The organism is Alteribacillus sp. HJP-4, assembly GCF_042139015.1.
Classification (GTDB): Bacteria; Bacillota; Bacilli; order Bacillales; family Marinococcaceae; genus JBHIKY01.
In genome coordinates this window covers 1-21,377 of record NZ_JBHIKY010000009.1, presented here as the reverse complement: position 1 = coordinate 21,377, position 21,377 = coordinate 1, and the positions used below count along the sequence as shown (strand labels likewise).

General features: G+C 42.2%; 20 protein-coding genes and 2 pseudogenes. 8 read left to right on the top strand and 14 right to left on the bottom strand.

All coding sequences use genetic code 11. The features are described from left to right. Positions 1-3: 3 nt before the first annotated feature. Positions 4-270 (top strand): annotated as a pseudogene (locus ACE4RR_RS10270) (helix-turn-helix domain-containing protein); the annotation flags it as partial. A gap of 331 nt (positions 271-601) precedes the next feature. Here the strand turns inward: ACE4RR_RS10270 and ACE4RR_RS10265 are convergent. Beyond that, positions 602-922 (bottom strand): MazG nucleotide pyrophosphohydrolase domain-containing protein, encoded by a 321-nt coding sequence (locus ACE4RR_RS10265; RefSeq protein ID WP_375535331.1) that lies wholly within the window; start codon positions 920-922, stop codon positions 602-604. A gap of 91 nt (positions 923-1,013) precedes the next feature. On the opposite strand from ACE4RR_RS10265, the gene ACE4RR_RS10260 reads away from it, so the two are divergent. Both ACE4RR_RS10260 and ACE4RR_RS10255 read left to right on the top strand, forming a co-directional pair. After that, on the top strand, positions 1,014-1,595 hold the full coding sequence (locus ACE4RR_RS10260) for an LOG family protein (protein ID WP_375535330.1): 582 nt from the start codon (positions 1,014-1,016) through the stop codon (positions 1,593-1,595). Between the two features lie 208 nt (positions 1,596-1,803). Next, positions 1,804-3,024: an MFS transporter gene (locus ACE4RR_RS10255; RefSeq protein ID WP_375535329.1), complete on the top strand. Its 1,221-nt coding sequence runs from the start codon at positions 1,804-1,806 to the stop codon at positions 3,022-3,024. Positions 3,025-3,269: 245 nt separating this feature from the next. Here ACE4RR_RS10255 and ACE4RR_RS10250 read toward each other — a convergent pair. The 4 genes and pseudogenes from ACE4RR_RS10250 to ACE4RR_RS10235 form a co-directional block, all read right to left on the bottom strand. Then, a pseudogene (locus ACE4RR_RS10250) lies at positions 3,270-3,380 on the bottom strand (carbohydrate ABC transporter permease); the annotation flags it as partial. 63 nt (positions 3,381-3,443) lie between these two features. Beyond that, the gene (locus ACE4RR_RS10245) at positions 3,444-4,439 is read right to left on the bottom strand and encodes a tripartite tricarboxylate transporter substrate binding protein (protein ID WP_375535328.1); all 996 of its coding nucleotides are present in this window, start codon (positions 4,437-4,439) and stop codon (positions 3,444-3,446) included. A 97-nt stretch (positions 4,440-4,536) separates the two neighbouring features. Then, positions 4,537-5,550, bottom strand: coding sequence for a mannonate dehydratase (locus ACE4RR_RS10240; protein ID WP_375535327.1), 1,014 nt, complete (start codon positions 5,548-5,550; stop codon positions 4,537-4,539). Positions 5,551-6,336: 786 nt separating this feature from the next. Beyond that, positions 6,337-6,690 (bottom strand): hypothetical protein, encoded by a 354-nt coding sequence (locus tag ACE4RR_RS10235; RefSeq protein ID WP_375535326.1) that lies wholly within the window; start codon positions 6,688-6,690, stop codon positions 6,337-6,339. 87 nt (positions 6,691-6,777) lie between these two features. On the opposite strand from ACE4RR_RS10235, the gene ACE4RR_RS10230 reads away from it, so the two are divergent. Continuing rightward, entirely contained in the window at positions 6,778-7,308 is a 531-nt protein-coding gene (locus ACE4RR_RS10230; RefSeq protein ID WP_375535484.1) for a YiiX/YebB-like N1pC/P60 family cysteine hydrolase, read from the top strand. A gap of 795 nt (positions 7,309-8,103) precedes the next feature. Here the strand turns inward: ACE4RR_RS10230 and ACE4RR_RS10225 are convergent. The 4 genes from ACE4RR_RS10225 to ACE4RR_RS10210 form a co-directional block, all read right to left on the bottom strand. Beyond that, positions 8,104-8,799: a FadR/GntR family transcriptional regulator gene (locus ACE4RR_RS10225; RefSeq protein ID WP_375535483.1), complete on the bottom strand. Its 696-nt coding sequence runs from the start codon at positions 8,797-8,799 to the stop codon at positions 8,104-8,106. An 872-nt stretch (positions 8,800-9,671) separates the two neighbouring features. After that, positions 9,672-10,109, bottom strand: coding sequence for a disulfide oxidoreductase (locus ACE4RR_RS10220; protein WP_375535325.1), 438 nt, complete (start codon positions 10,107-10,109; stop codon positions 9,672-9,674). Next, positions 10,102-10,782, bottom strand: coding sequence for a DsbA family protein (locus ACE4RR_RS10215; RefSeq protein ID WP_375535324.1), 681 nt, complete (start codon positions 10,780-10,782; stop codon positions 10,102-10,104). Before ACE4RR_RS10215 ends, ACE4RR_RS10220 begins: the two co-directional genes overlap by 8 nt. A gap of 289 nt (positions 10,783-11,071) precedes the next feature. After that, entirely contained in the window at positions 11,072-11,599 is a 528-nt protein-coding gene (locus ACE4RR_RS10210; protein ID WP_375535323.1) for a dihydrofolate reductase family protein, read from the bottom strand. 562 nt (positions 11,600-12,161) lie between these two features. Between ACE4RR_RS10210 and ACE4RR_RS10205 the strand changes: the two genes are divergently transcribed. Both ACE4RR_RS10205 and ACE4RR_RS10200 read left to right on the top strand, forming a co-directional pair. Next, complete coding sequence (locus tag ACE4RR_RS10205) at positions 12,162-13,103, top strand: ABC transporter ATP-binding protein (protein WP_375535322.1); 942 nt, start codon at positions 12,162-12,164, stop codon at positions 13,101-13,103. Next, the gene (locus ACE4RR_RS10200; RefSeq protein ID WP_375535321.1) at positions 13,100-13,954 is read left to right on the top strand and encodes an ABC transporter permease; all 855 of its coding nucleotides are present in this window, start codon (positions 13,100-13,102) and stop codon (positions 13,952-13,954) included. The genes ACE4RR_RS10205 and ACE4RR_RS10200 overlap by 4 nt, the downstream gene beginning before the upstream one ends. 41 nt (positions 13,955-13,995) lie before the next feature. On the opposite strand, the gene ACE4RR_RS10195 is transcribed toward ACE4RR_RS10200, so the two are convergent. The 4 genes from ACE4RR_RS10195 to ACE4RR_RS10180 form a co-directional block, all read right to left on the bottom strand. Continuing rightward, on the bottom strand, positions 13,996-14,766 hold the full coding sequence (locus tag ACE4RR_RS10195; protein WP_375535320.1) for a DUF817 domain-containing protein: 771 nt from the start codon (positions 14,764-14,766) through the stop codon (positions 13,996-13,998). A gap of 88 nt (positions 14,767-14,854) precedes the next feature. After that, positions 14,855-15,094: a helix-turn-helix domain-containing protein gene (locus tag ACE4RR_RS10190; RefSeq protein ID WP_375535319.1), complete on the bottom strand. Its 240-nt coding sequence runs from the start codon at positions 15,092-15,094 to the stop codon at positions 14,855-14,857. 15 nt (positions 15,095-15,109) lie between these two features. Further along, a complete protein-coding gene (locus tag ACE4RR_RS10185; protein ID WP_375535318.1) occupies positions 15,110-15,592 on the bottom strand; it encodes a DUF2975 domain-containing protein in 483 nt (160 codons plus the stop codon). 339 nt (positions 15,593-15,931) lie between these two features. Then, entirely contained in the window at positions 15,932-17,497 is a 1,566-nt protein-coding gene (locus tag ACE4RR_RS10180) for an MFS transporter (protein WP_375535317.1), read from the bottom strand. A gap of 238 nt (positions 17,498-17,735) precedes the next feature. Between ACE4RR_RS10180 and ACE4RR_RS10175 the strand changes: the two genes are divergently transcribed. Next, entirely contained in the window at positions 17,736-17,903 is a 168-nt protein-coding gene (locus tag ACE4RR_RS10175; protein ID WP_375535316.1) for a hypothetical protein, read from the top strand. Here ACE4RR_RS10175 and ACE4RR_RS10170 read toward each other — a convergent pair. After that, entirely contained in the window at positions 17,900-18,262 is a 363-nt protein-coding gene (locus ACE4RR_RS10170; RefSeq protein WP_375535315.1) for a hypothetical protein, read from the bottom strand. The two genes, ACE4RR_RS10175 and ACE4RR_RS10170, sit on opposite strands and share 4 nt — an antisense overlap. A gap of 243 nt (positions 18,263-18,505) precedes the next feature. Here ACE4RR_RS10170 and ACE4RR_RS10165 point away from each other — a divergent pair, with 243 nt between their 5' ends. After that, the gene (locus ACE4RR_RS10165; RefSeq protein WP_375535314.1) at positions 18,506-21,037 is read left to right on the top strand and encodes an NlpC/P60 family protein; all 2,532 of its coding nucleotides are present in this window, start codon (positions 18,506-18,508) and stop codon (positions 21,035-21,037) included. The last annotated feature ends 340 nt before the right edge of the window (positions 21,038-21,377 follow it).

Sequence of the window (21,377 nt, the reverse complement as noted above, 5' to 3'; positions counted from 1 at the left end):
GGTAGTGATAAGGAATTGAAAGAAAAAGTAATCCGCGATAGTAAGCAGTTGGCTCACCCGAAATGGAAAGTATTTTTTGATAGTTTGTTTTTGTTAGGAGTATTTTTATTAATTGTGAAGTTAATATTTCTTGGGCTGCACTATTTGGTTAGTACAGAAATAATGATTCCACATGGCTCTCTAAAAATTATCTCAAATTTTTTGCCATTAGCTTTGATGGTAATTGGCGGAATTGGTTCAGATCAGCTGAAAAATAAATATATTGATTAATTAACAGCACAGTTTCTAACACAGCTTTTCAGCTGTGTTTTTTTGTTTTTAAACAAAATATTAGATTCCACTATCAAAGGCTTTATGTAGCATGTTAAAGAAGGAAGGGGTAATTAACCTTTCACATTTTGCAAATATTTCCTAACCTTTATACTGCAATTTGTCCCTAGTATATACATGACTGGCGCCAAGCTTTATTCAAAACTGGCGCCCGATTGCCTAAGAATAGTTATTTCAAAGGTAACTCTTATTCTAGGAATTCTACTAATTAGAGAACGACATTCTATTAGTATCTTCAAAGTACATCAAGGTTACGTATTTCATCACCATATTATTCTTTTGAATATCGGAGATCCAGTTTTTCTTGGTGCGATTGAAAAACATCTTCTAAAGGGATTTCGTATTTATTTGCGATGACAATTACATTGCCAAGAACGTCTCCCAGCTCTTCGACTAATTCTTGTTTTAATCCATCCGACGTTCCAGGGGCTTCGTCTGGTCTATCTCGACCGATCTCTAATGCTCTAATGGCTCTTGCTACTTCACCTGTTTCTTCCGCTAAAAATCCAATACGAATAAAAATATCAAGCTCCGACCACCCTCTTTTTTTGTAATATTCTTTGACCCATGATTGAAACTCGGTAACGTCCATTGATAAGCCTCCTAAAAAAATCGTCCATTTTAGTTTATCAATACTTTCTTTATAATGTGGAGTGGACTTTTTTAGACAGGAGGAAATCATCATGAAACGAGTAGCTGTTTTTTGTGGTTCCAGCAATGGCGCTTCTCCCATATATCAGGAAGGCGCAAAGACCCTGGGAAAAACATTAGCTCAACGCGGTATCACGTTGGTATATGGCGGCGCTAGTGTAGGCCTAATGGGAGCCGTAGCCAATGGTGTATTAGAAGAAGGCGGGCAAGTGATCGGTATTATCCCTAAGATGCTCGAAGACCGGGAAATCTCGCATAAACATTTAACAAAGTTAATTGTGGTTGATTCAATGCATGAACGTAAAGCAAAAATGTCCGAGTTAGCTGACGGCTTTATTGCTCTTCCAGGAGGTCCAGGAACATTAGAGGAATTCATAGAAATCTTTACGTGGGCTCAATTGGGTCTCCACCAAAAACCTTGTGGACTATTAAACATTAACCAGTATTTTGCCCCTATCGTATCTTTTTTTGATCACATGATAGAAGAGCAGTTTTTACAAAAAAAGTACCGTTTCATGGCGGTAGTGGATTCATCTCCAGATGTTCTCCTTGATAAATTTAATACATATGAACCCCCAGCAGTAAAAACGTATATTAGAGAAGATCAATCCTAAGAATCAAAAACAAATGGGATAACACTGGTGGTTTTGCAACGGTGTTATCCTTTTATTATCATTCATTTAATCTATGGGCTTAGAACTTCCCCATTAAAACGGTTCAATACCTCTTCTGATTACCTCTCAATTCCCAAACCTCAATGAAAAAGTATAACCATCAATGGTATCATGAACAAATATCCCTTAACTAAAGTTGGTGTTCCTCATGAAATCCAATATGCGCCGAAGAAATATAATAACAATTTCATTAGTTACTGCCTGCTGTTTACTCGGGGACTCCATGCTCTATATTGCTCTTCCGATTTACTGGAGAGAAGCGGGGCTGGATGCTATATGGCAGGTCGGTGTGCTGCTATCCATAAACCGCTTTGTCCGTCTGCCCTTAAATCCTTTAGTAGGTTGGATCTATGAAAAAATATCGTTAAAAACGGGGCTGTTGTTTGCCGTTATACTTAGTGTGATCACTACCATCGGTTACGGTATAGCAGCTGGATTTATCGCCTGGATTATTCTCCGTTGTTTATGGGGGCTTTCCTGGTCCTTTTTACGCATCGGAGGTCTATCTACGGTATCTGTTTACGGCGAAAGTAAGAAACAAGGCGAAGCTATGGGGTTATACAACGGTTTATACAGGCTGGGAAGCCTTGTGGGGATGCTTGGCGGAGGGATTTTGACGCCTTTTTTTGGTTTATCATGGGTGTCAATCTCCTTTGGTTTCGTGTCTGCGATTGGAGTCGTTGTTCTTGGTCTATTTTTCAAAACTGAAAGAAATTCCAGGCCAAAAAGGGTGAAAAAAGTTTATAAGACTCCCGCACTTTCATTGCTGCGTAAAAACTCTCTGATTATGGGCAGCAGCTTTGGAGTTACTTTCATTATTCAAGGCGTATTTACATCTACACTGTCCACGCTGATTGTTTACCACTATGGAGAGGATGTCGATTTACTATCCATCGTCATTGCCTCCTCTGCCCTTTCAGGAACATTACAAGCTCTGCGCTGGACATGGGAACCGTTTTTAGCAAGGAAAATCGGCATGTGGTCAGATGGGGCAAAGGGAAGAATTCCATACTTAATCGGAGCACTCTTAATCGGTGGTGTAAGTTTTCCACTCTTAGCGTTTTCTTTTCATCCCTTCCTCTGGATCATGATTACCATTGTTACGTTGCTAGTCTCTACAGCACTAACGACCCTTATGGACGCAGCTGCTTCTGATCATTCACCAGACGAGGGTAAAATTCGTTTTTTCACGTATTATACAATTATTCAGGATTTAGGAGCAGCTGCTGGACCATTAGCAGGGTACCTGCTTATTTCATTAGCCTTTGGATATGAAATGCTTTATATGGGATGTGCGCTTATATTCTTACTTTTCATGATCTTTTGGATGAATAAAAGAAAAAAACAACTATCATCTACCATAGGTTAACCATATAGTTTTTGCGGGTCTGTATCATAAATGATACTCGCCCCCTTTTGCATGGTAAAAATGCAGTGGACAAGTCCTTCGCTTTCCGTGGGCAGCGCTTCAGCTAACCGGGCGAAACCCGCGCCCGTCGGATCTTCAGCCGCTGCTCTTCCCACTGGAGTCTTCGGACTTGTCCCCTGCTATCTTCTATTTAGGATACTACTTTTTCTATAAAAAGGGGCTTTTGCTACAGCCCCTATGTTCCATCATTTCAATACAAACTGCATGCCTTTCTTGAAGTTCTTACTAAAGATAATAAACAATATGAGTATCGGCAGCGTTAACAGCACGGAAGCTGCGTACATCGGGCCAGGATACCCTAGAGTGCGCGTACCGGGCCACACCAAAAAGCAAAAAAGGGCGCGGTATCGCGCCCTTTTTTATTCGGTAGACTCATTCAGTTCTGTGTAGTATTCATTCGTTTCATCTAATAACTTCTCAGCTTCATCTGGATTCATGTATTCAGGCTGAACAGCATAACTGCTGATCTCTTCTCTGAATTCCTCGTTATCTGTCACCACAGTCTCCATCGCTTCAGAAAATGTGTTTACAACCTCTTCCGGTGTTTCAGGCGGAAACGCCCACATGAACGTTTTATCAAACGTTACATCGATTCCCTGTTCTTGAAAAGTAGGCACATCTGGAAACTGTTCCAACCTTTCTTCTGCTAGAATTCCTAAACTCTTCATTTCTCCGGATTCCACGTACTCCTCTACTAAACCAAGGGAAGTTGGCACTACATCAACCTGCCCGCCTAAAAGGGCAGTTATTTTATCAGAAGCACCACCAGCATCTACAATATTAAATTCTGCACCCGTTTCCTGTTGAATAGCCAAAAGCTGCAAATGTGTAAATGCGCCTGTTTCCGTGGCGACGTTAACATCTCCCGGGTTTTTTTTCGCATATTCAATCATTTCCTCGGCATTATCATATTCTGCTTCTGCGCTCACCATGAAAGTGTTACTTTGATCAAGGATGCTGATTCCTGCTAATTCGAAATCTGAATAGGAATAATCTGTTAAACCTAAAATATTGTTCAGAAGCATTGCATCATGATATGCTACGACACGGTACCCATCCGGATCCGAATCCAGAACTTCACTGGTGCCTGTGCTGCCACCGGACCCTTCGACATTTTGTATAACTAGCGATACCCCTAGTTCTTCTTCCATGTAATTTGCCAGTGTTCTCGTATTGCGATCTGTATCACCGCCTGCTCCGGCTGGGACGACCACTTCAATTGAGTCTTCGGGATACTTGCTGCCTTCCCCTTCGCTCGAGCCCGAGCTTTCTTCTGATCCGCAAGCGGCCAGCATCACTGTCATCGTGCTTATCATAAATATTGAACCCGTCTTTTTACTCATCCATTTACTCATACAATCCCTCCCCTATATACTTTTGGTAGTTTTTCCACGCCTTAAATATCACTGATACAAGTGCCATAATTTAGAATAAAAAAGGAATAGGTTCCGCTTATTTTCCTTCGAATTCAGTTAGTGCTGCGAGCATCGCTTTAATGTATCCAATCGAATAGGCAAAACCCATACTGGAAGCAGTCCAACCGATATTTGAATTTTTCCAGTTTCTGTCTAAATCTGGACTGTCGCCTTCCATTAGAGGCACATGATCTGGGTTCAAACAGCCGTCGTAACCTACTTTGCGAAGTTCTAATAAGATTTTAAACATGTTCATGTCTCCATCATCGAGAAGCGCTTCTTCAAATGCTCCCGCTGTTGGAAGTGATCCTTTCACATTGCGAAAGTGAACCAGAAAAATGCGGTTTTTCCTTCCGTAATGGTTGATTTCGTCGATTACTAACGGCGTGCCTCCTGCTTCAGCTCGAGTACCTGTACAGTACACATAACCCACATTTTTATTGGGAAACTGCTCGATGATTCGGTGATAGCCAAGGGTCCCGAAAGGTGTACCAGGCAACGGGGCGTCAGAAGGATGCATGGCTATTTTTACGTCATGATCTAATGATGTTAAGACGAGCTGTTGATAAGCTTTACTGAAAGCCTCCCACCATGCTTCATGCTCTTCGAGTGTTCTTGTTGGCTGCGGCGTTTTGTTGAAATACAAACTTTCCCCGCGGCCAATAGACCCGCCACGCTGCAACGCTTTGTACTCCTTAGTCACTCCTGGAAAAGTGTCCCCTTCAAATCGTTGACGGACGATCTTAATACCCGCTTCGCCAAACACTTTAATAGCATTTATCGAGTTTTCTACTTCTCTTTCAGAACCTTCTTGTTGATGCATATAGGAATTTGAAATATTTGGAAGTGTCACTCTGTTTATGTCCAATCCCCAAGTTTGCAATTTTTTTCTAAGCCGAATCAATGCATCCAGATCTGGATATCCTTGTTCTGGAACTCCTGAAAACGATGACCCGCTGCCAAAGTCGATATAATCAACGCCCAATTGGCTCAATTGTTTTAAATCAACTTCGGTTAACTGCGTCGTGTTGACTGTAATTGATACATTCATAGTGCTGCCTCCTCTTTTGTAATCGCTTACTATTTTTTAAAAGAAAAAACGTCTAAGGTTAGGACGCTTCTCACTTCTATTACAGGGATCAAAAATATTAATCTTTCTAGTAAAAATATTCAAAAAAGTAAAATGCTGTCTTTCTACTTAAAGCAGGAGAGGAAATCAGTTATAATTGTTTGATTATTAATTTTTTTAATTGTAAGACAAATAAATTAAGCAGTCAACCTTGTTTTCTTCTATATTTGTTTTATTCATTGCTTCGAATCCTTTTACCGCCCTTCCCATGGCAGGAAATTATTAAAAAGAAAAAAATCCATGAATCAATTGATTCACGGAACATTTCATTATTTATTTGCAAACTTTAAAAACAAATACTAGAGCGAAAAGTTAAAAAGGAATTGAATCAATATGCTTCTCATGAAGAAAATTCTTCTTTTTGGCTCTTACTTATATCAATAGAGTAGCAGGATTTCACTGTTCTTTTGCGATTTTTACGTCGTTGTCATATGTACATTACTTCTACTTTTTTTTAATAATATTTTTGAATATGATATGCGTTTTTTGTTGAATTCTATAATAAAAATCACTAAGAAAATGAGATACGAGAAATCTTACAAAATAGAAAAATATATTAGTAATAATTATTAACAGTAAAATAGTCAATCCTTTAAGATGGACCCCATTGTCAAGACACGGATTTTGAATAAATAAGGTGGAGATAATTTTAGTTGAATTCCTTAAATGACAAGGAGAAATACGTAGATATATGGATCTATTTATATTTTATTGTTCCGCATGTTTTGGATTGTCTTTAGATCCATTGATACCTTTTTGATATATTTCATTGTTGTTGATTCCATATCGATATTTCATATCTTTTTCATCCGAAAAAACCACGACTACACTATAAGCAGCATGTGTTCCTGAAAATTTAGGATTAAATTCCGCATCTAAAGATAAAATCTCCTCTTCCTGATACCCTTTCTCCTTTATCAAGTAAGTTTCTACCTCATGTTGAATCTCTATCATTTTATCTTCTGACGGTTCACCCGGTGGGTTATTGCTGTAATAAATAAAGATACCCATTCCTGAAAACACTGCAAGAAAAATCGAAGCTAATAAAATATAAATTTTCACTTCTATAGAACTCCTTTTTTTTGTACAATATTGGTATAAACTGAAAATTATGGAGGGTTATAAAAATTGGGCCAACATTATTAGTTAATAGTATCATCTATATTCTTACTCTGTCTTGTATTAATTTTCCAAAGTAATCATGTAAGTGCGGCTAGCTATCCAAGTACTACAGCTACTGTTGAACCTGGTGATATTTTAGTTACAAAAACAACAAATTGTAAGGATGAGGATGAATGTAAAGGCATTACTGGTCATGCTGGGATAGTTATAGATAATACATATGCTGTTCATATTTCAGGACCAGGTGCTAACCCTGAAAGAATCTCTATTTCGGAATGGTTTGAAGAGTATCATTCTACAAAGGTTGTGAGAGCTGACAGTAAATATAGAGGTGATCCATCAAAAGCAGCAACATGGGCCGAAGAGTATGTGAAAGATTTCTCTCATGCTGACTATTCGGTAACGGCGAACATCGCGTCAAAAGATCCGACATATTGCTCTAAATTAGTATATCAAGCATATTATTCTACTGGATATCCTATAGTAGCAACCTCTGGAATTATTCATCCTTATGAGTTTTTAAAAAAGGGAGATATAGTTACTTCTGAAAATTGGTAAAATATCGAAACAGATAAACTCTTACCCTATAACTGTTAAAGTTATATCATAAAAATCTATATCTATGAAGGTATAACATAAGCAGGGTTTCCACCCTGCTTTTTTTGTAGAAAAACTATTATAACCACCAAAAAAAGTATATATGACTTTGCCTAAGGATAAAACCTTATCACATAGGCTTTTTTAAGTCTTAAGGTTTGTACGTTCTATACAATATAACTACAATTTGAAATCTCCGATTATACCGTCAATTTAAAAGATATTGTTTCAGTCCGAAATAAGGTTAGAAGGATTTAAATTTCACTTTTGGAGTTGTTTTGCACCTATTTTAAACGATATTTTGCACTATAAACCACCTATTTCTTTATTGTTTTATAAATAGGAGTCACCGTCTACATTTCAGAAATTTCGAGAGGAGTTCAACCTAAAAAGGTCGAATTCCTGTACTCTAAAGAATCGACATTTGAATTTGGCTTGCTAAGCTAAAGCGCCAGTTACTTAAACAAGAAATAAATGAAGATATAAAATCTATACATCCTCATTATTGATAAAAGTATGTTAAATGTTTTAATCGGGAGGATAGGATACATGACTATACTTGTTCAATCGTCTGCAAAGTAATTCCCTCCCATAAGGAGAGTTATTTTCCTTAATTAAAGTTATTTTGCTGTATAGAAGAAGTTCCGATTCGATTGATGGATTCATATTAAAATCTTTCCTCTAACGCACCTTCCATCTGTTTCACGTCGTCTAAAAAACCCCTCCTACTCTCGGCATAGTAAGAAGATGCCTGCATTAATTTTCTTTGTCTAAAACTTTGTTACGGACAAAATTCAAATGCTGGTACATCGCTTGGTAAGCTGCTTGAGGATCTCGAGCTTCTAAAGCATCATAAATGGCATTATGATGTGAAATCGTCTTTGATTTTTCTCTTTTTTGAATTTGCATATTAACCTTTTTGTGTGCAACCAAGAGAGAATCAACCATTCCCTGGATAATGGGATTATCAACACTTAACGCAATAATGCGATGAAATTTGAGATCTTGATCACCATAATCATTATCATCAGTGGCTTCGATGGCTTCGATGCTTCTCTTTAATTGACGGAGTTCATCTTCTGTAATTTTTTCGGCTGCAAAAGTGACTAACCCCAGCTCTAACGTCATTCTTGCCTCCACCACTGCTTCTAAATTACCGGTCATTAAGGACAGCATAGTTGAAAATGGTTTTGTTCCCACTTTTTCATTAAAATATATTCCGTCTTTTGCTCTTCTTGTTAAAATCCCAAGCGATTCTAAGGAGCTGAGCGCTTCTTTCATCACAGGTTTGCTGACTTGAAGCATCTCAACTAGTTCTTTTTCAGTTGGAAGTTTGTCCCCCGGCTTTAGCTGAGCCGTCAATAATAAATCTACGAGCTGTTCTTCCACTCTTTGTGCTAACGTCATTCTAGATAAAGATGTGGCAACTGGCCGGTACTCATCGTTTTTCATACCTTTGCGTAGCCTATTTTCAGCGGCCACGCTTCCCTCCCATCGTCGCTCTTTTAAACACACTTCCTTTATTTTAATACAAACTATTCTTTATGATAACCATTACGAAATAAATGCAAGCTTAACTTTAGAATAAGTAATTCTTAATTGCCGTAAATGGGTAAACAAGGAATGGACAAAATCCATTAAATGAAGAATGTTTTTACTATTATGCTTTCTTTGTAAAAGGAGAGATTGTAATACATTCGCTTGCAGTATAACAAAAAGAAAGAGCTTACGCTGGCAAGCTCTTTCTTATGGCAAACCACCTAATAAGGAGGATTTATAATCATTATAATCCCTCTTCATTTGTATGTAAACAAAAAAGTTTCCTTTAGGCAAAAATAAAGCCTGGCAATTTTACATAATGGTAACGATTTCTTAGTCTATCCCGATAAAAGAAAACCACCACTTCGATTAAGACGGTGTTTTACTTACGTTAATTCTGCTTATTTTAATTCCCTAAAAAAGAATATTCCTGTAAAGGAATTTATTATTTTTAAAAAAATTAAGGCAAATTTGCCTTACCATAGGTTTAATAGGTGTTTGAACAATCAGAAAGAATTTGTTTATTGGAAGGAAAAGAGAGAAGCTTAAAGTAGGGGGCGAAGGACTAAAATGCCCCCTGCGGTTAAAATAAAGCTCGGGCCTCAGCGGACATCTGATACGCTATTTGACTGAATGGAGAGGAATTTAGCTGTCTTTTTGGCCATTTACGAAACCCATGTCCGGCAAATCCCAAAAACACGGCTTTTTGATACTGATTGCGGAACCAAAGTGTCCGGAGAAACCACCATGAACTGCCGCTTCCGGACTGTTCCGCACGTAGCCTATTATTCTTTTCCTAGGTCCGACCTTATTAATATCATACATACGATAATAAGCGTAAAAGCTGACAGTGCGAGAAATGGAATTGTAATAAATCCAAGCCAGTTAATATATTCAGTATTGCAGGGAACGCCGTTCACGCACGGTTTGATGCTGGCAAAGCCCGGAACTTTTTGTTCCAGATAGTGAAATAAAGAAATGGGCCAGCCAATGATGGCTAACGGAAGAGCGTATTTTCTAACAGAAATTTCATTTTGAAACGTGCCAATTCCTAGTATTATAGCCAATGGATACATGAAGATTCGCTGATACCAGCAAAGCTCACATGGCACGAACCCTCGTATGTCACTGAAATATAAACTCCCAAGTGCTGCAATCAGCGAAACGAGCCAGGCGGAATATAGAAATAATGAGTTAATATCTATTTTGTTTCTGTTATTCATTGCCTTCTAACTCTTCCTCTATCGTTGTTTGAATAGCTTCATAGTCAAATGGATCTTCAATGACAGTGTCATTTACGATAATAGTAGGGGTCAGCTGGATATCAAACTCATTGACTAACTCTGTGTCTTTATTTACTTCATTCATTGCTGCACCGTTTTCGATGTCTGACGCCAGTTTATCTGTATCTACATTCGGCACATCTTCCGCTACTTCCAGAATCTTTTCCTCTGTTACCCATTCACTGTCGTGGTCACCACTGGGCTGTTCGTCAAAAAGAGCTTTATGAAATTCCCAGTAGCCGTCAGGGTCTTGTTGATAGACGGATTCGGCTGCCAGAGCGGCTAACTCAGACTCTTCCCCGTGAAACAGGACGTTCACATAGGAAAACGCTACTTTTTCTGTATCCACATATTCATCTGTCAGCTGAGGAAAAATACTCTCTCCCCACTCTTTGCAGGCAGGGCATTTATAATCTCCAAACTCTACTACTTTTACAGGAGCCTCCGATTCACCTAAGACTGGCTGTCCATCGATCGGGACGTGGTTTTCCACTGTAGATTCATTCGACTCAGAATCCATATTGCCAACAATAACCAGGGCCACAAGCAGGACAGTAATACCTAATGTAATTCCTACAACTAATTTTAACGGCGACTGTTTTTCCTTCATCATAAGCAATCCCTTCTAGTATTATCTATTTCAGCATACAACAACCTGGTAATAATTTTCACTTCATATACTTTTTTTGAAAATATTACAACTTTCTCATAGGATAATATTAAGAAGGGATCATAATAGTTTAATTAGCTAGAAGAATTTATTAGATGAATATAAGAGGGGTTAAATATTACATTGAAAATTGCAGAACCTTCTACTCGCTTTGCTATTTTCGCCAGATAAGATTTCAGGCCGGCACCCTGATCTATGCCGGCCTGAACAAATTATCTTTAAGGTGTAATGGTTATGGTTTTAACCGAAGTGAAAAATTCGACTGCGGCTTTTCCCTGCTCCCGAGAATGAGAGCAGGACTGAGATGGGCTTTCATACACTGTTGAATGGTATCCGCCCCGCCCATCACCTGAACATTATTGTCATTCGCGGCTTTTAAAGCCTGTTCAACGGCACTTACAATACCCTCGGTAACAAAGGTGAACGCAGTTTCTCCTTCGGGCACCTTTTCGGGAACGTCATGGGTGGGTACAAATACCGGAACTCCGTGAATAGGATGGCTTCCTCCCCATCCACCTGTAAGATCGTACGTCCGCCTGCCTGCCACAATTGCCCCTGTAGTACCAAATGATTCATCAAAAACTCTCCTATTAATGCTGGAAAGCTTAAAAAACTCATTAAATTTACTAGGGTTCTCTCCATTAAAGAGCCACTCATGAAGAACTTCTCCTCCCTCACCAAGTCCCTGCCTGTGGTTAACGTTCGGACCGGCGATAAAGCCATCCAGTGACATAGAGATGTCTAAAATAACTTTTCCCATTGGCACACTCCTTTCTATTTGTTATTTAAACTTACCACTTACAAATGGAAATAAAATTTTTAATATTTTTTATGTGACGTTAAAATGAAAGTTATGCAACATAATTGGAAAATGTGATATTAAATTGAGTAGGTTTTTTCTTTATCAGATAAGATGTCCGATCGACTGGAATTAGTAAAATGAGTAATGAGGTGAGCAGGTGAGTTTTTATTATAAAAAAACAAAAGCACGACCAACGGTAGAAGAAACGTTAATATCCCAAAGTTGAAAGCTCGTAGTATTTTAGTTTTCGATAGTTTAACTTATTTGAAACTAATAATCATCCCCTAATACCATCTCCCTCCACCTCCTTTATTGCTGCTAAAGCTACTAGAAAATCATAGATTCCCGAACAAAAACTGTAACGCTAAAGAATCAAGCCTTTATCTATTGGTTAACTTTATAATGCCAGAGGTATAGTTATTTTCCCGATAAAAGAATACAATAATACTATCTATTAGTCGGCAACACTGCCGCACAACCAAGGCGAAGTGGATATTATTTTTGAAAGGAGGTACTGTCGATGGAGAATTTTTCTCAAAATCAAGATCATGTGATTGAAGTACGGCAGTTACATATGCGCTATGGTTCAAAAGAAGTGTTAAAAGACGTCAATTTTTCCGTGAAACGCGGGGAAGTGCTTGCTTTATTGGGGCCGAACGGAGCTGGAAAAACGACCACGATCGAAGTGATGGAGGGTTTTCGCGTGCCTTCTGGCGGAGATGTTCGTGTATTGGGTGTGCCTCCAAAAGATGGCGACGAGTCATGGAGAGCACATCTTGGAATTGTCATGCAGTCCTGGCGGGATCATCCGAAATGGAAAGTATATGAGCTGCTGAATCATCTGGGGAAGTATTACGAACCGTATGCTACTTCCACTCGTCTGAGACCGATGGATGCAAAGGAATTAATTGATAAAGTAGGTCTGCAGGAACAGATGTATCAAAAAGTGAGCAGTCTGTCAGGCGGGCAACGAAGGCGCCTGGATGTGGCCATCGGCTTAATAGGCAATCCGGAGATTCTGTTTTTGGATGAGCCGACCACCGGCTTTGACCCACAAGCCCGCCGTGATTTTCATGAAGTTATCCGCCGTTTGTCCGAACTGGAAGAAACCACGATCCTGTTAACGACACACGATCTGAATGAAGCGGAAAAGTTATCCGATCGCATTCTTATTCTTGCAGGAGGCATTATCGCTGCCAATGGCAGTGCAGAAGAGTTGGCAGAACAAGTGGAAGGTACCTCAGAGGTTCGCTGGGCAGTAAACCATGAACGATTTCGAGAGGACGTAAAGGATGCCGCGCGGTTTGTTCAAACCTTATTTGAAAAACACGGCGACGCCATCACGGACCTTGAAGTGCGCAAGGCAACGCTCGAGGACACGTATATCAAAATGGTTCAGCAAATAAAAACGGAGGGCGATTTGGAACATCCATTGGCAGCCTTTGAGGGAGGGACAGAATGAATCCTGTATTACATGCAGCGAAACTTGGGGTGGCACGCGGGTGGATTGAATTTAAACAAATGCTGAGAAATCCTCAGGATTTTGGCTTTAACATTATTATGACAATCGTATTTTTAATTGTACTGTATTTTCAGCGCAATCGTACCATCGAGGGCACAGATATGGCACTGGCTATGTTTGCCCTTCCCAGTCTGCTCGGCATGCTCGTTGTGTTTGGAGGATTTATGGGAGCAGCTACGACATTGACATATGAACGAGAAGATGGAACGCTGCTCCGGGCCAAAGCAACGCCAAATGGCATGATCAGCTATTTAATCAGCCGGATTATGAGTGTGACGTCCTATTCTTTAGTAAGTGTCATCATGCTGCTTGTTCCTGGGCTATTTTTGATTAAAGGATTGGCAAATACACCCTGGACGGGATGGTTGATGTTATTTTTCGTTTTTATCATCGGGATATTAGCCACGCTTCCCTGGGGAGCTGTCGTCGGTTCAGTCGTTAAAAGCACAGCTTCCTCTTTTAATGTTACGATGCTGCCGATCGGCGCCTTGACTGCCATTTCTGGTATTTTTGTTCCTATTACCGGGCTGCCGGTCTGGCTGCAGGGAATCGCCCAAATCTTCCCTGTGTATTGGCTTGGCCTCGGTATGCGTTCTGCATTGCTTCCAGAAAGTGCGGCATTGGCTGAGATCGGAGAATCGTGGCGGCACCTTGAAATGTTCGGTGTGCTTGGAATTTGGACGATTGCGGGTTTCTTGATCGTACCGAAGTTACTGCGTCGCATGGCACGTAAAGAATCCGGCTCAACGATGGAAAAGCGGAAGCAGGAAGTGATGTCTCGTGGATATTAATAATCGTCTAGCAGGGCATTCGGACTTCTGCCCGTTCCAAGTTACGTCGGATGCCGTTTTCCCTTTACCTGCTTTAACGTCGCGACTATAAGAAAGCTCACAATCACTAATAAGAGCCATGAACTCACTTTTCCTAAATGAACGAGACTCCATACTTCAGCCTGGTTCGGGTATTCCCAGGCTCCGAAGAATGTTGCGATATTTTCAGCTATCCATATAAAAAATCCGATGAGGACAAAAGCGAGAGCGATCGGCATACGGTAACGGGTTTCATTCACTTCGTATGTGACCCGGGACTGCCAAAAAAGGATAATAACAAGGGCAGATAAGCCCCAGCGAATATCCATCCAATAATGATGAGTAAAAAAATTCAAATAAATCGCAGCTGCAAGCGAGACGACTACGAAAAACGGCGGCCAATTCACCAGTTCCACCTTCAGTCTCCTCCACGCCTGACAAAGATAGCTCGCTACACTCGCATACATAAACCCACTGTACAGGGGTACTCCATAAAGCTTGAAATATCCCTCTTCCGGATAAGACCAAGAGCCCATGTGAACCTTAAACAGTTCAAGAGCAAGGCCAATAAGGTGAAACACTGTGATCACCTTTAGTTCATCCCATGTTTCAAGGCCGGTGCGCACCATCCACCACTGCATGAACAAGCAGATGAGGAGGAGCCAGTCGTAGCGCGGCAGGAAAGGAAGCGGCACGAATTGGGTCAGAGCCAGGGAGGTAAAAATAACGACAGGAAACAAACAGGAGAGCGCCTGTTCCCAGCCAAAACGAATGAGCTGCTTTAGTGGTCTCATGACTTCTTCCTCCAAAGGCTTTTGCTAAAAAGACGATGAGACCGCTCGATCAGGCCCCCTGCCGAATACCTTTCTTTCCCCTTCCGACTCACGTAACCTTACCTTGATCACCCGGCATGTCTTCCTCATTTTTGTATTCTAATATATCGCCGGGCTGGCATTCTAAAGCCTTACAAATCGCCTCTAACGTGGATAAACGAATCGCTTTGGCCTTCCCATTTTTCAAGATAGAAAGGTTAGCCATCGTGATTCCGACCCTCTCCGAAAGCTCTGTCACGCTCATTTTCCTTTTCGCAAGCATCACGTCAATATTGATTACAATTGCCATTTTGTTCACCTCAGATCAGACTATTAAATCGTTTTCCGATTTTATTTCGATGGCATCCTGTAAAAGTCTTTGGAGAACGGCTGCAAAAACCGCAATAACCATCGCACCAAAAATCATGATCATTCCAAGTATGATGACACCAGGGGCGTCGTCCCTCTCCGCCACGAGATAGAATAGCGGCATGCCTGCCACATACAAGATACCGATGATGACAGCACAATTTTTTATGTTCTTTAAAGCCTTTACCGATAATTCCGAGAAGGCTTTGTTTTTGTCAATATAGTTTAATAGCTTAAACGCCTGATACAAAGCAGCATAAAAAGGAATCGCCGTTGCGTACAAATCGATAAATACGAAATATTTAATATAAGTCATATCCGGATACAATTCTGCTGCAAAATTCGCGATCTCCGGCACCAGAAATATGCACAAAGCAAGGACCGGGAGTCCCATAAAAATAACAGCTGCCTTTAGAAAAAGCGTTGATCCACGTTTCATAACACGCACCTCATTTGTTTAATGTTTATTTGATTTGATTTTAGCACGATATTTATCGATAAACAATAAATTATTATCTAATTACATTTTTTATTTATTGTTAATTATATATTCGATAGAAAGATAAAAGATACCAGGTCACCAAATATAATGAATTTACCCTCCTGGCGGTGTATGTGAAATAGTACACCGCCGGAGCACAAGATAATCTTGATTTCCTCAAACAAAATGCTTCCGATTATCAATTTATTGATAATCGGAAGCATTTTCTGCTCTCCATCCCATCCCAGCCCGCCAGGCCCCGCCTGTTTAATAATAACCCACAATCACGCATAAAAATTAATTGTGTAATTTTTGGCGGGGCCTGGCCCCCACGCCGGCCCCCAATCTTCCTACAAAAATGGCGAGGGCAAGTAGGATCACGGCACTGAGCCCTCCCACGACATTCATACCGCTCAGAAAAGCCTCCTGTGCAGAGAGAAGCAGCTCGGACGCCGAATTTCCTGATAGCCTGCCCGTTTCCGTTAAAGCACCGGCGAGATTATCTCCAGCGACTTCAGCTGATTTCGGGGGAACGTTTGAAGGAACAGCGAACTGCAAACGATATACGACGGCGCCGGCACTTCCTAATGCAGCAATACCAAGAGCAATACCAAGCTCTCCGCTCGTTTCTGATAAAGATGCTGCGGAGCCTGACTTTTCCGGGGGAGCGGACCCAATGATCAAGTCAGTCGTGAGTACCATCAGCGGCCCCATACCAATCGTCAGAAACAAACTGCTGATGGTAGGGAGAAGCAGTCCCGTGTTAATATCGATCAGTGTAATCATAAAGCAGCTTACGGCTGATAACACCAAGCCTATTCCAATGGTATTAGCTTTGGACATATAGCGAGTGAGCAGCGGCGCCAACAAAGCCCCGATAACACTTCCAGCGGATAAAGGCACCATCCATACCCCTGCCTGCAAAGGAGAAAGTCCCTTCACCATTTGAAGATATTGAGCAAACAACAAGATGAATCCGCCAATGGTGATAGTTCCGAGAAGCAGTATACCCAGGGACCCGCTGAAAAAACGATTTTTAAACATTTGAATATCTATCAGCGGATTCTTCAGTTTGAGCTGCCTTCGAACAAAAATCCAACCCACCAATACACCAATCATAATTACGACGAATGGTGTTACATTCCAGCCACTTTTAGCAATGTCTTTGAAACCATAGATTATTGATAAAAGAGTTATAAGAGATAATGCTGCACTGGAAAGGTCCAGCCTCCCTGCATTCGAATCCCGGTATTCCGGCAATAATATCGGCCCGGCAATAAGAAGCAGCACCATGACTGGCACTCCAAGCAGAAATACAGACCCCCACCAAAAAAACTCAAGCATCACCCCGCCAATGACAGGCCCAAGCACGGCTCCTCCCGAAAAACACATCATCCATATACCAATCGCCATCGTCCGCTGCCCAGGGTCGTGAAACATATTTCTGATCAGCGAAAGCGTGGAAGGCATTAAGGTGGCTCCGGCTATTCCAAGCAGAGCCCGCGTCACGATCAGCATCTCCGCACTAGTCGAATAGGCGGCCGCGATGGAGGCAGCGCCGAATGCTGCTGCTCCAATCAACAACAGCCGCCTGCGCCCAATTCGATCCCCGAGCGTTCCCATCGTGACGAGAAACCCGGCAATCATGAACCCATAAATATCCAGGATCCACAATTGCTGCGTGCTGCTAGGATTCAGGTCTGCAGCCAGATGTGGAAGAGCCAGGTGTAAGACGGTGGCATCTAGTGCCAGCAGTAGACAGGGCAGTGCGAGGACAGCCAGGCCTATCCATTCTCTTTTTTCAGCCCTGAGAGGAACTTCTGTTGGTTCGGCAGCCTTCCGCTGGTCATGTGATTCATTCATAATGAACTCCCTTTCTGCTTTGTTTATATAAGTGATTCATAATATATTTTAAAAGGCTTTTCAAAACAATACATCGTTCCACCGTCTAAAACATATATCCCGAAATGGCCTTCATCATGGCTCAGACCTTTGTCTGAGGGAATAAGTCTGGCCGGGCAGCAGTAGATTCTGCGGACAATGGTTGTTATTTGCTCCAAACAGCCTGGTTTGATGGCTTTTCCGGATATGAGTTTCGTTAATGGCTAAAAAGAATGCACATTTCCCCGTCATTCAGGCAAATAGCGTATCTGCTGTCCGCCAACCATTCATAAAGTGCATTATTTTAAAGAATAACGGTTCTCCTGTCCGCATCCACAGGCACTCAGATGAAAAGAAAAAAACCCTGTTTTCACAGGGAAAAAATTAAGCCGATTCTTCTTCGTTCTTTTCTTTAGGAAGTTTGCGGACTATATAAATATAGCTCAGCAGCGCAAACACAATACACAGCGCCCCCCACACATTCAAATCCTTAAAATCGGAGGAAAACAGAAATCCAAGGACCCCGGCAATCACCCAAAATACCACAGCGGTGAGATGAGTTCCCCTGCTGTTTCTAGCGGCCACCGTCAAGATACCTGAAACTAACATGACGACAGCTATCATAATCCCAATCATTCCGCTTACTTCGTTTCCACCCATCCACAAGTTACCGACTCCTGCAATGATCGACTGAAAAATTACAAACACAGATAATACGATAGAAAAAATTCCTAAAGTTAACCTCACACAAGCTCCCTCCTTTTTAAATGAATATGTCAGTCAGTCATCCAACATGAATAGCATGTGACACGTTTCTTTTAAAATCACGAACAAAGTCACCCCAAACTTGGAATAGGTATTATTTGTTCTTTTGGCATCTGAGTAAAATTTATGCATATTATTCGTTTTATTTCAAAACTTTCAAGGAAAGGAGTGGGTATAAAAGTTACACAATAGTAGGGGATTATTAAAAAGAAAGTTGGGTTATGTATGAAAGCCGGCAGATACATAGTTACATTGGTGTTTGCGTACGCCGTCTTTGATTCCGTCTCGTCCGCCGAGGCAGCAGCTTTTTCTGATGTAAGAGAAGATTATTGGGCCGTGGATGAAATTGAATTTCTCGCCGATGAAGGAATTATTAAAGGGTACGATGACGACACCTTTCGGCCGAACCAGTCCGTAAAGCGGAGCCAGGCAGCATCAATGATCATTAAAGCGCTGAATTTGGAGACAGATGGACGGCCTGATCCGCCATTTACAGATATCAGCCCGTCTTTTTCCGGATATGAGCATGCTGCCACTGTCTATGACGAAGGGATCATTACCGGAAGAAACGGTGAGTATATCGGGAATGCGAAAATGACGCGCGGGCAGATGGCATTGATTTTAGACCGCTCCTTTGATTACAACAGGGCTGAAGCAGCGAACGATTTTCGCGATGTGAGAGAAGGAACGACGTTTTATCCGGCGGTGCAGACGATTGCAGCCGCCGGGGTGACGACAGGTTATACGGAAGACAATACCTTCCGCCCGAATAATGATACGACTCGGGCCCAGTTTTCTGTCTTCGTCGCGCGCACGCTGAACGATTCTTTTAAAGAAGGAGAAGGGATCGGAACAGAGGAATCGTATGATGATCCGGCCGCGCAGCTCGCAGTCGACAGCATTGGCGAAAACAGCGAAAATTACATTACATCTGAATTTGTTCAATATGTGTTTGAAGAAGCAAAAGGAGTCTCCCTCCCACGCTACGCCCGGGAGCAGCAGAGCATCGGCACAGCGGTGGAGCGGGAGGATTTACGAGCAGGAGACGTCGTCTTTTTCCAGGGGACGTATTTAATGTCCGGCATTTATATCGGTGACAGCCGGTTTGTGATCGTGACAAGTGACGGCATTTCTGAAAGAAATATGGATACGAGCGACTACTGGTCGGACGCCTATGTCGGAGCGAAAAAATACACAGAAGACAATCTCGGGCCTGCACCAACTGACAATGAGATTGTCGAGGAGGCAAGAGATCTCCTCGGAAGCCCGTATAACAGCGAAGGTGAGGATCCGGAAAACGGGTTTAACAGTGGTTCACTAGTGCACTACGTATATCAGGAGGTTACCGGAAGCCTGCTCTCGAAAAAGCCGGCCGGTCTTTATGATGCCGGAGAAAAAATCAGCGAGGATGAACTGCAGCCTGGCGATCTTGTCTTTTTCCAGGACTCGTATTTAAACGCCGGAATCTACACTGGAGACCGCCAGTTTATCATTTCCACCCCATCCAACGACGTCGTTGAGCAGCATCTTGATCACCACACCTATTATGCCGATCGATATGAAGGGGCTGTCCGCTATTCGGACGAATTACTGTCCAAATCCAACCCGGACACCTATGCGGACCATGAAAATCCTGTGATTCGGGAAGCGATGAAATACATGGGCACCCCATATTTAATGACAGGCAGCACACTTGACGCATTTGATTGTTCCTTCTTGATTCAAACAGCGTTTAGAAACTCTTCCGGTGTCTATCTGCCGCGGATCAGCTACAAGCAGTGGGAGGTCGGCGAAACCATTCTTGACGCCGGAACCGATATCAATTCGATTGAACTCGATAATCAACTGCAGCCCGGGGACGTTCTTTATTTCTCCGGAACATGGCAGGAAGGCATTTCTCATACCGCCATTTACCTTGGCGATGACCATTTTGCCCATGCCACCGGAGAAGAAGGAGAAACAACAATCTCGTACATGAACGATTATTGGAAGGAACATTTCACCGGCGCCAAACGATTTGACGATTTATCAATCAATTATGATAATGAAGCCGTTTATGAAGCCTATCAGTTAATCGGCACCGATTACGAGCTTGGCGGCGCATCACCGGAAGAAGGCTTTGATACCGGCGGCCTCACACAGTACATTTATAAGCAGGGGCTGAACATCGACCTGCCGCGCTATGGACAGAAACAATGGCAGGAAGGCAGAGAAATCTCCAGAGACGAAATGGAACGCGGCGATCTGATGTTCTTTGAAGGCTCCAGCATCATTCCAGCCGTCTATATCGGCAATAATCAAATGATTGTTGCCACGCAGTCTTCCGGTGTAGCCATCGTCGACCTGACGACCAGCTCGTACTGGCCGTCACGCTACCTCGGCAGCAGGACGTACGATCAGCCGCAGGAGGAAAACGAGGAAGCACTGCTTGCGGAAGACTATGAAGGTGACTCTTACGAAGGATCTTCGGCCGAATTTATTCAGCAGATCTTCGAGGAAGGCTCCGGCATTGAACTGCCATCGTCTACCGAAACTCTTCGCGAAAGCGGCGAAGAAATTCATATCGAAGAACTCGAGCAAGGAGACCTCATGTTCTTTGCAGACGAAGACGGCGGAGACGCAGCAGAGCTTGCCGGTCTGTATCTCGGCGAAGGCCGCTTTGCCGCAGTGATCGACGGGCAGGTTGTCATCGAGGAAATGAGTACGGATGAGGAATGGATTGAACGACTGCTCGAAGGAAGACGAATTTCAGAATAACTGATTGGAGGCACAGTGCGGAGCCCGGCGGACGGCATCGTTTGGCTGCTCAGCCGGGCACACATCGTCTGATTGCCCGGCTGCTGCCTGCCGGACACTGGTTCCGCTAAATGCCCCAAACAAGCCTGTTTTTCAGGTTTGTCGGACTTCCGTTCCGCTATCACCCTATTTGACAGCCATTTGGAGTGCTGGAAAGCCAAATAGCGGATCTCCTGCTGTTAGTATGATTGGTAGACACCTCTATAACGGAATGGCATCATCATACCAAGGAGGGGTTCACATGGGTGAACAACGGCAACGTTATAGTGAAAAATTCAAAAAAGAAACGGTTCGATTTGTC

Coding starts and splice junctions, on each gene's coding strand:
- ACE4RR_RS10185 (WP_375535318.1), bottom strand. CDS start 15,592: ATGAAACGTGGATCAACGCTTTTTCTAAAGGCAGCTGTTATTTTTATG.
- ACE4RR_RS10165 (WP_375535314.1), top strand. CDS start 18,506: ATGAAAGCCGGCAGATACATAGTTACATTGGTGTTTGCGTACGCCGTC.
- ACE4RR_RS10190 (WP_375535319.1), bottom strand. CDS start 15,094: ATGGCAATTGTAATCAATATTGACGTGATGCTTGCGAAAAGGAAAATG.
- ACE4RR_RS10240 (WP_375535327.1), bottom strand. CDS start 5,550: ATGAATGTATCAATTACAGTCAACACGACGCAGTTAACCGAAGTTGAT.
- ACE4RR_RS10245 (WP_375535328.1), bottom strand. CDS start 4,439: ATGAGTAAATGGATGAGTAAAAAGACGGGTTCAATATTTATGATAAGC.
- ACE4RR_RS10175 (WP_375535316.1), top strand. CDS start 17,736: ATGGCTAAAAAGAATGCACATTTCCCCGTCATTCAGGCAAATAGCGTA.
- ACE4RR_RS10265 (WP_375535331.1), bottom strand. CDS start 922: ATGGACGTTACCGAGTTTCAATCATGGGTCAAAGAATATTACAAAAAA.
- ACE4RR_RS10220 (WP_375535325.1), bottom strand. CDS start 10,109: ATGAATAACAGAAACAAAATAGATATTAACTCATTATTTCTATATTCC.
- ACE4RR_RS10195 (WP_375535320.1), bottom strand. CDS start 14,766: ATGAGACCACTAAAGCAGCTCATTCGTTTTGGCTGGGAACAGGCGCTC.
- ACE4RR_RS10260 (WP_375535330.1), top strand. CDS start 1,014: ATGAAACGAGTAGCTGTTTTTTGTGGTTCCAGCAATGGCGCTTCTCCC.
- ACE4RR_RS10255 (WP_375535329.1), top strand. CDS start 1,804: ATGAAATCCAATATGCGCCGAAGAAATATAATAACAATTTCATTAGTT.
- ACE4RR_RS10200 (WP_375535321.1), top strand. CDS start 13,100: ATGAATCCTGTATTACATGCAGCGAAACTTGGGGTGGCACGCGGGTGG.
- ACE4RR_RS10215 (WP_375535324.1), bottom strand. CDS start 10,782: ATGATGAAGGAAAAACAGTCGCCGTTAAAATTAGTTGTAGGAATTACA.
- ACE4RR_RS10225 (WP_375535483.1), bottom strand. CDS start 8,799: ATGAAAAACGATGAGTACCGGCCAGTTGCCACATCTTTATCTAGAATG.
- ACE4RR_RS10180 (WP_375535317.1), bottom strand. CDS start 17,497: ATGAATGAATCACATGACCAGCGGAAGGCTGCCGAACCAACAGAAGTT.
- ACE4RR_RS10205 (WP_375535322.1), top strand. CDS start 12,162: ATGGAGAATTTTTCTCAAAATCAAGATCATGTGATTGAAGTACGGCAG.
- ACE4RR_RS10210 (WP_375535323.1), bottom strand. CDS start 11,599: ATGGGAAAAGTTATTTTAGACATCTCTATGTCACTGGATGGCTTTATC.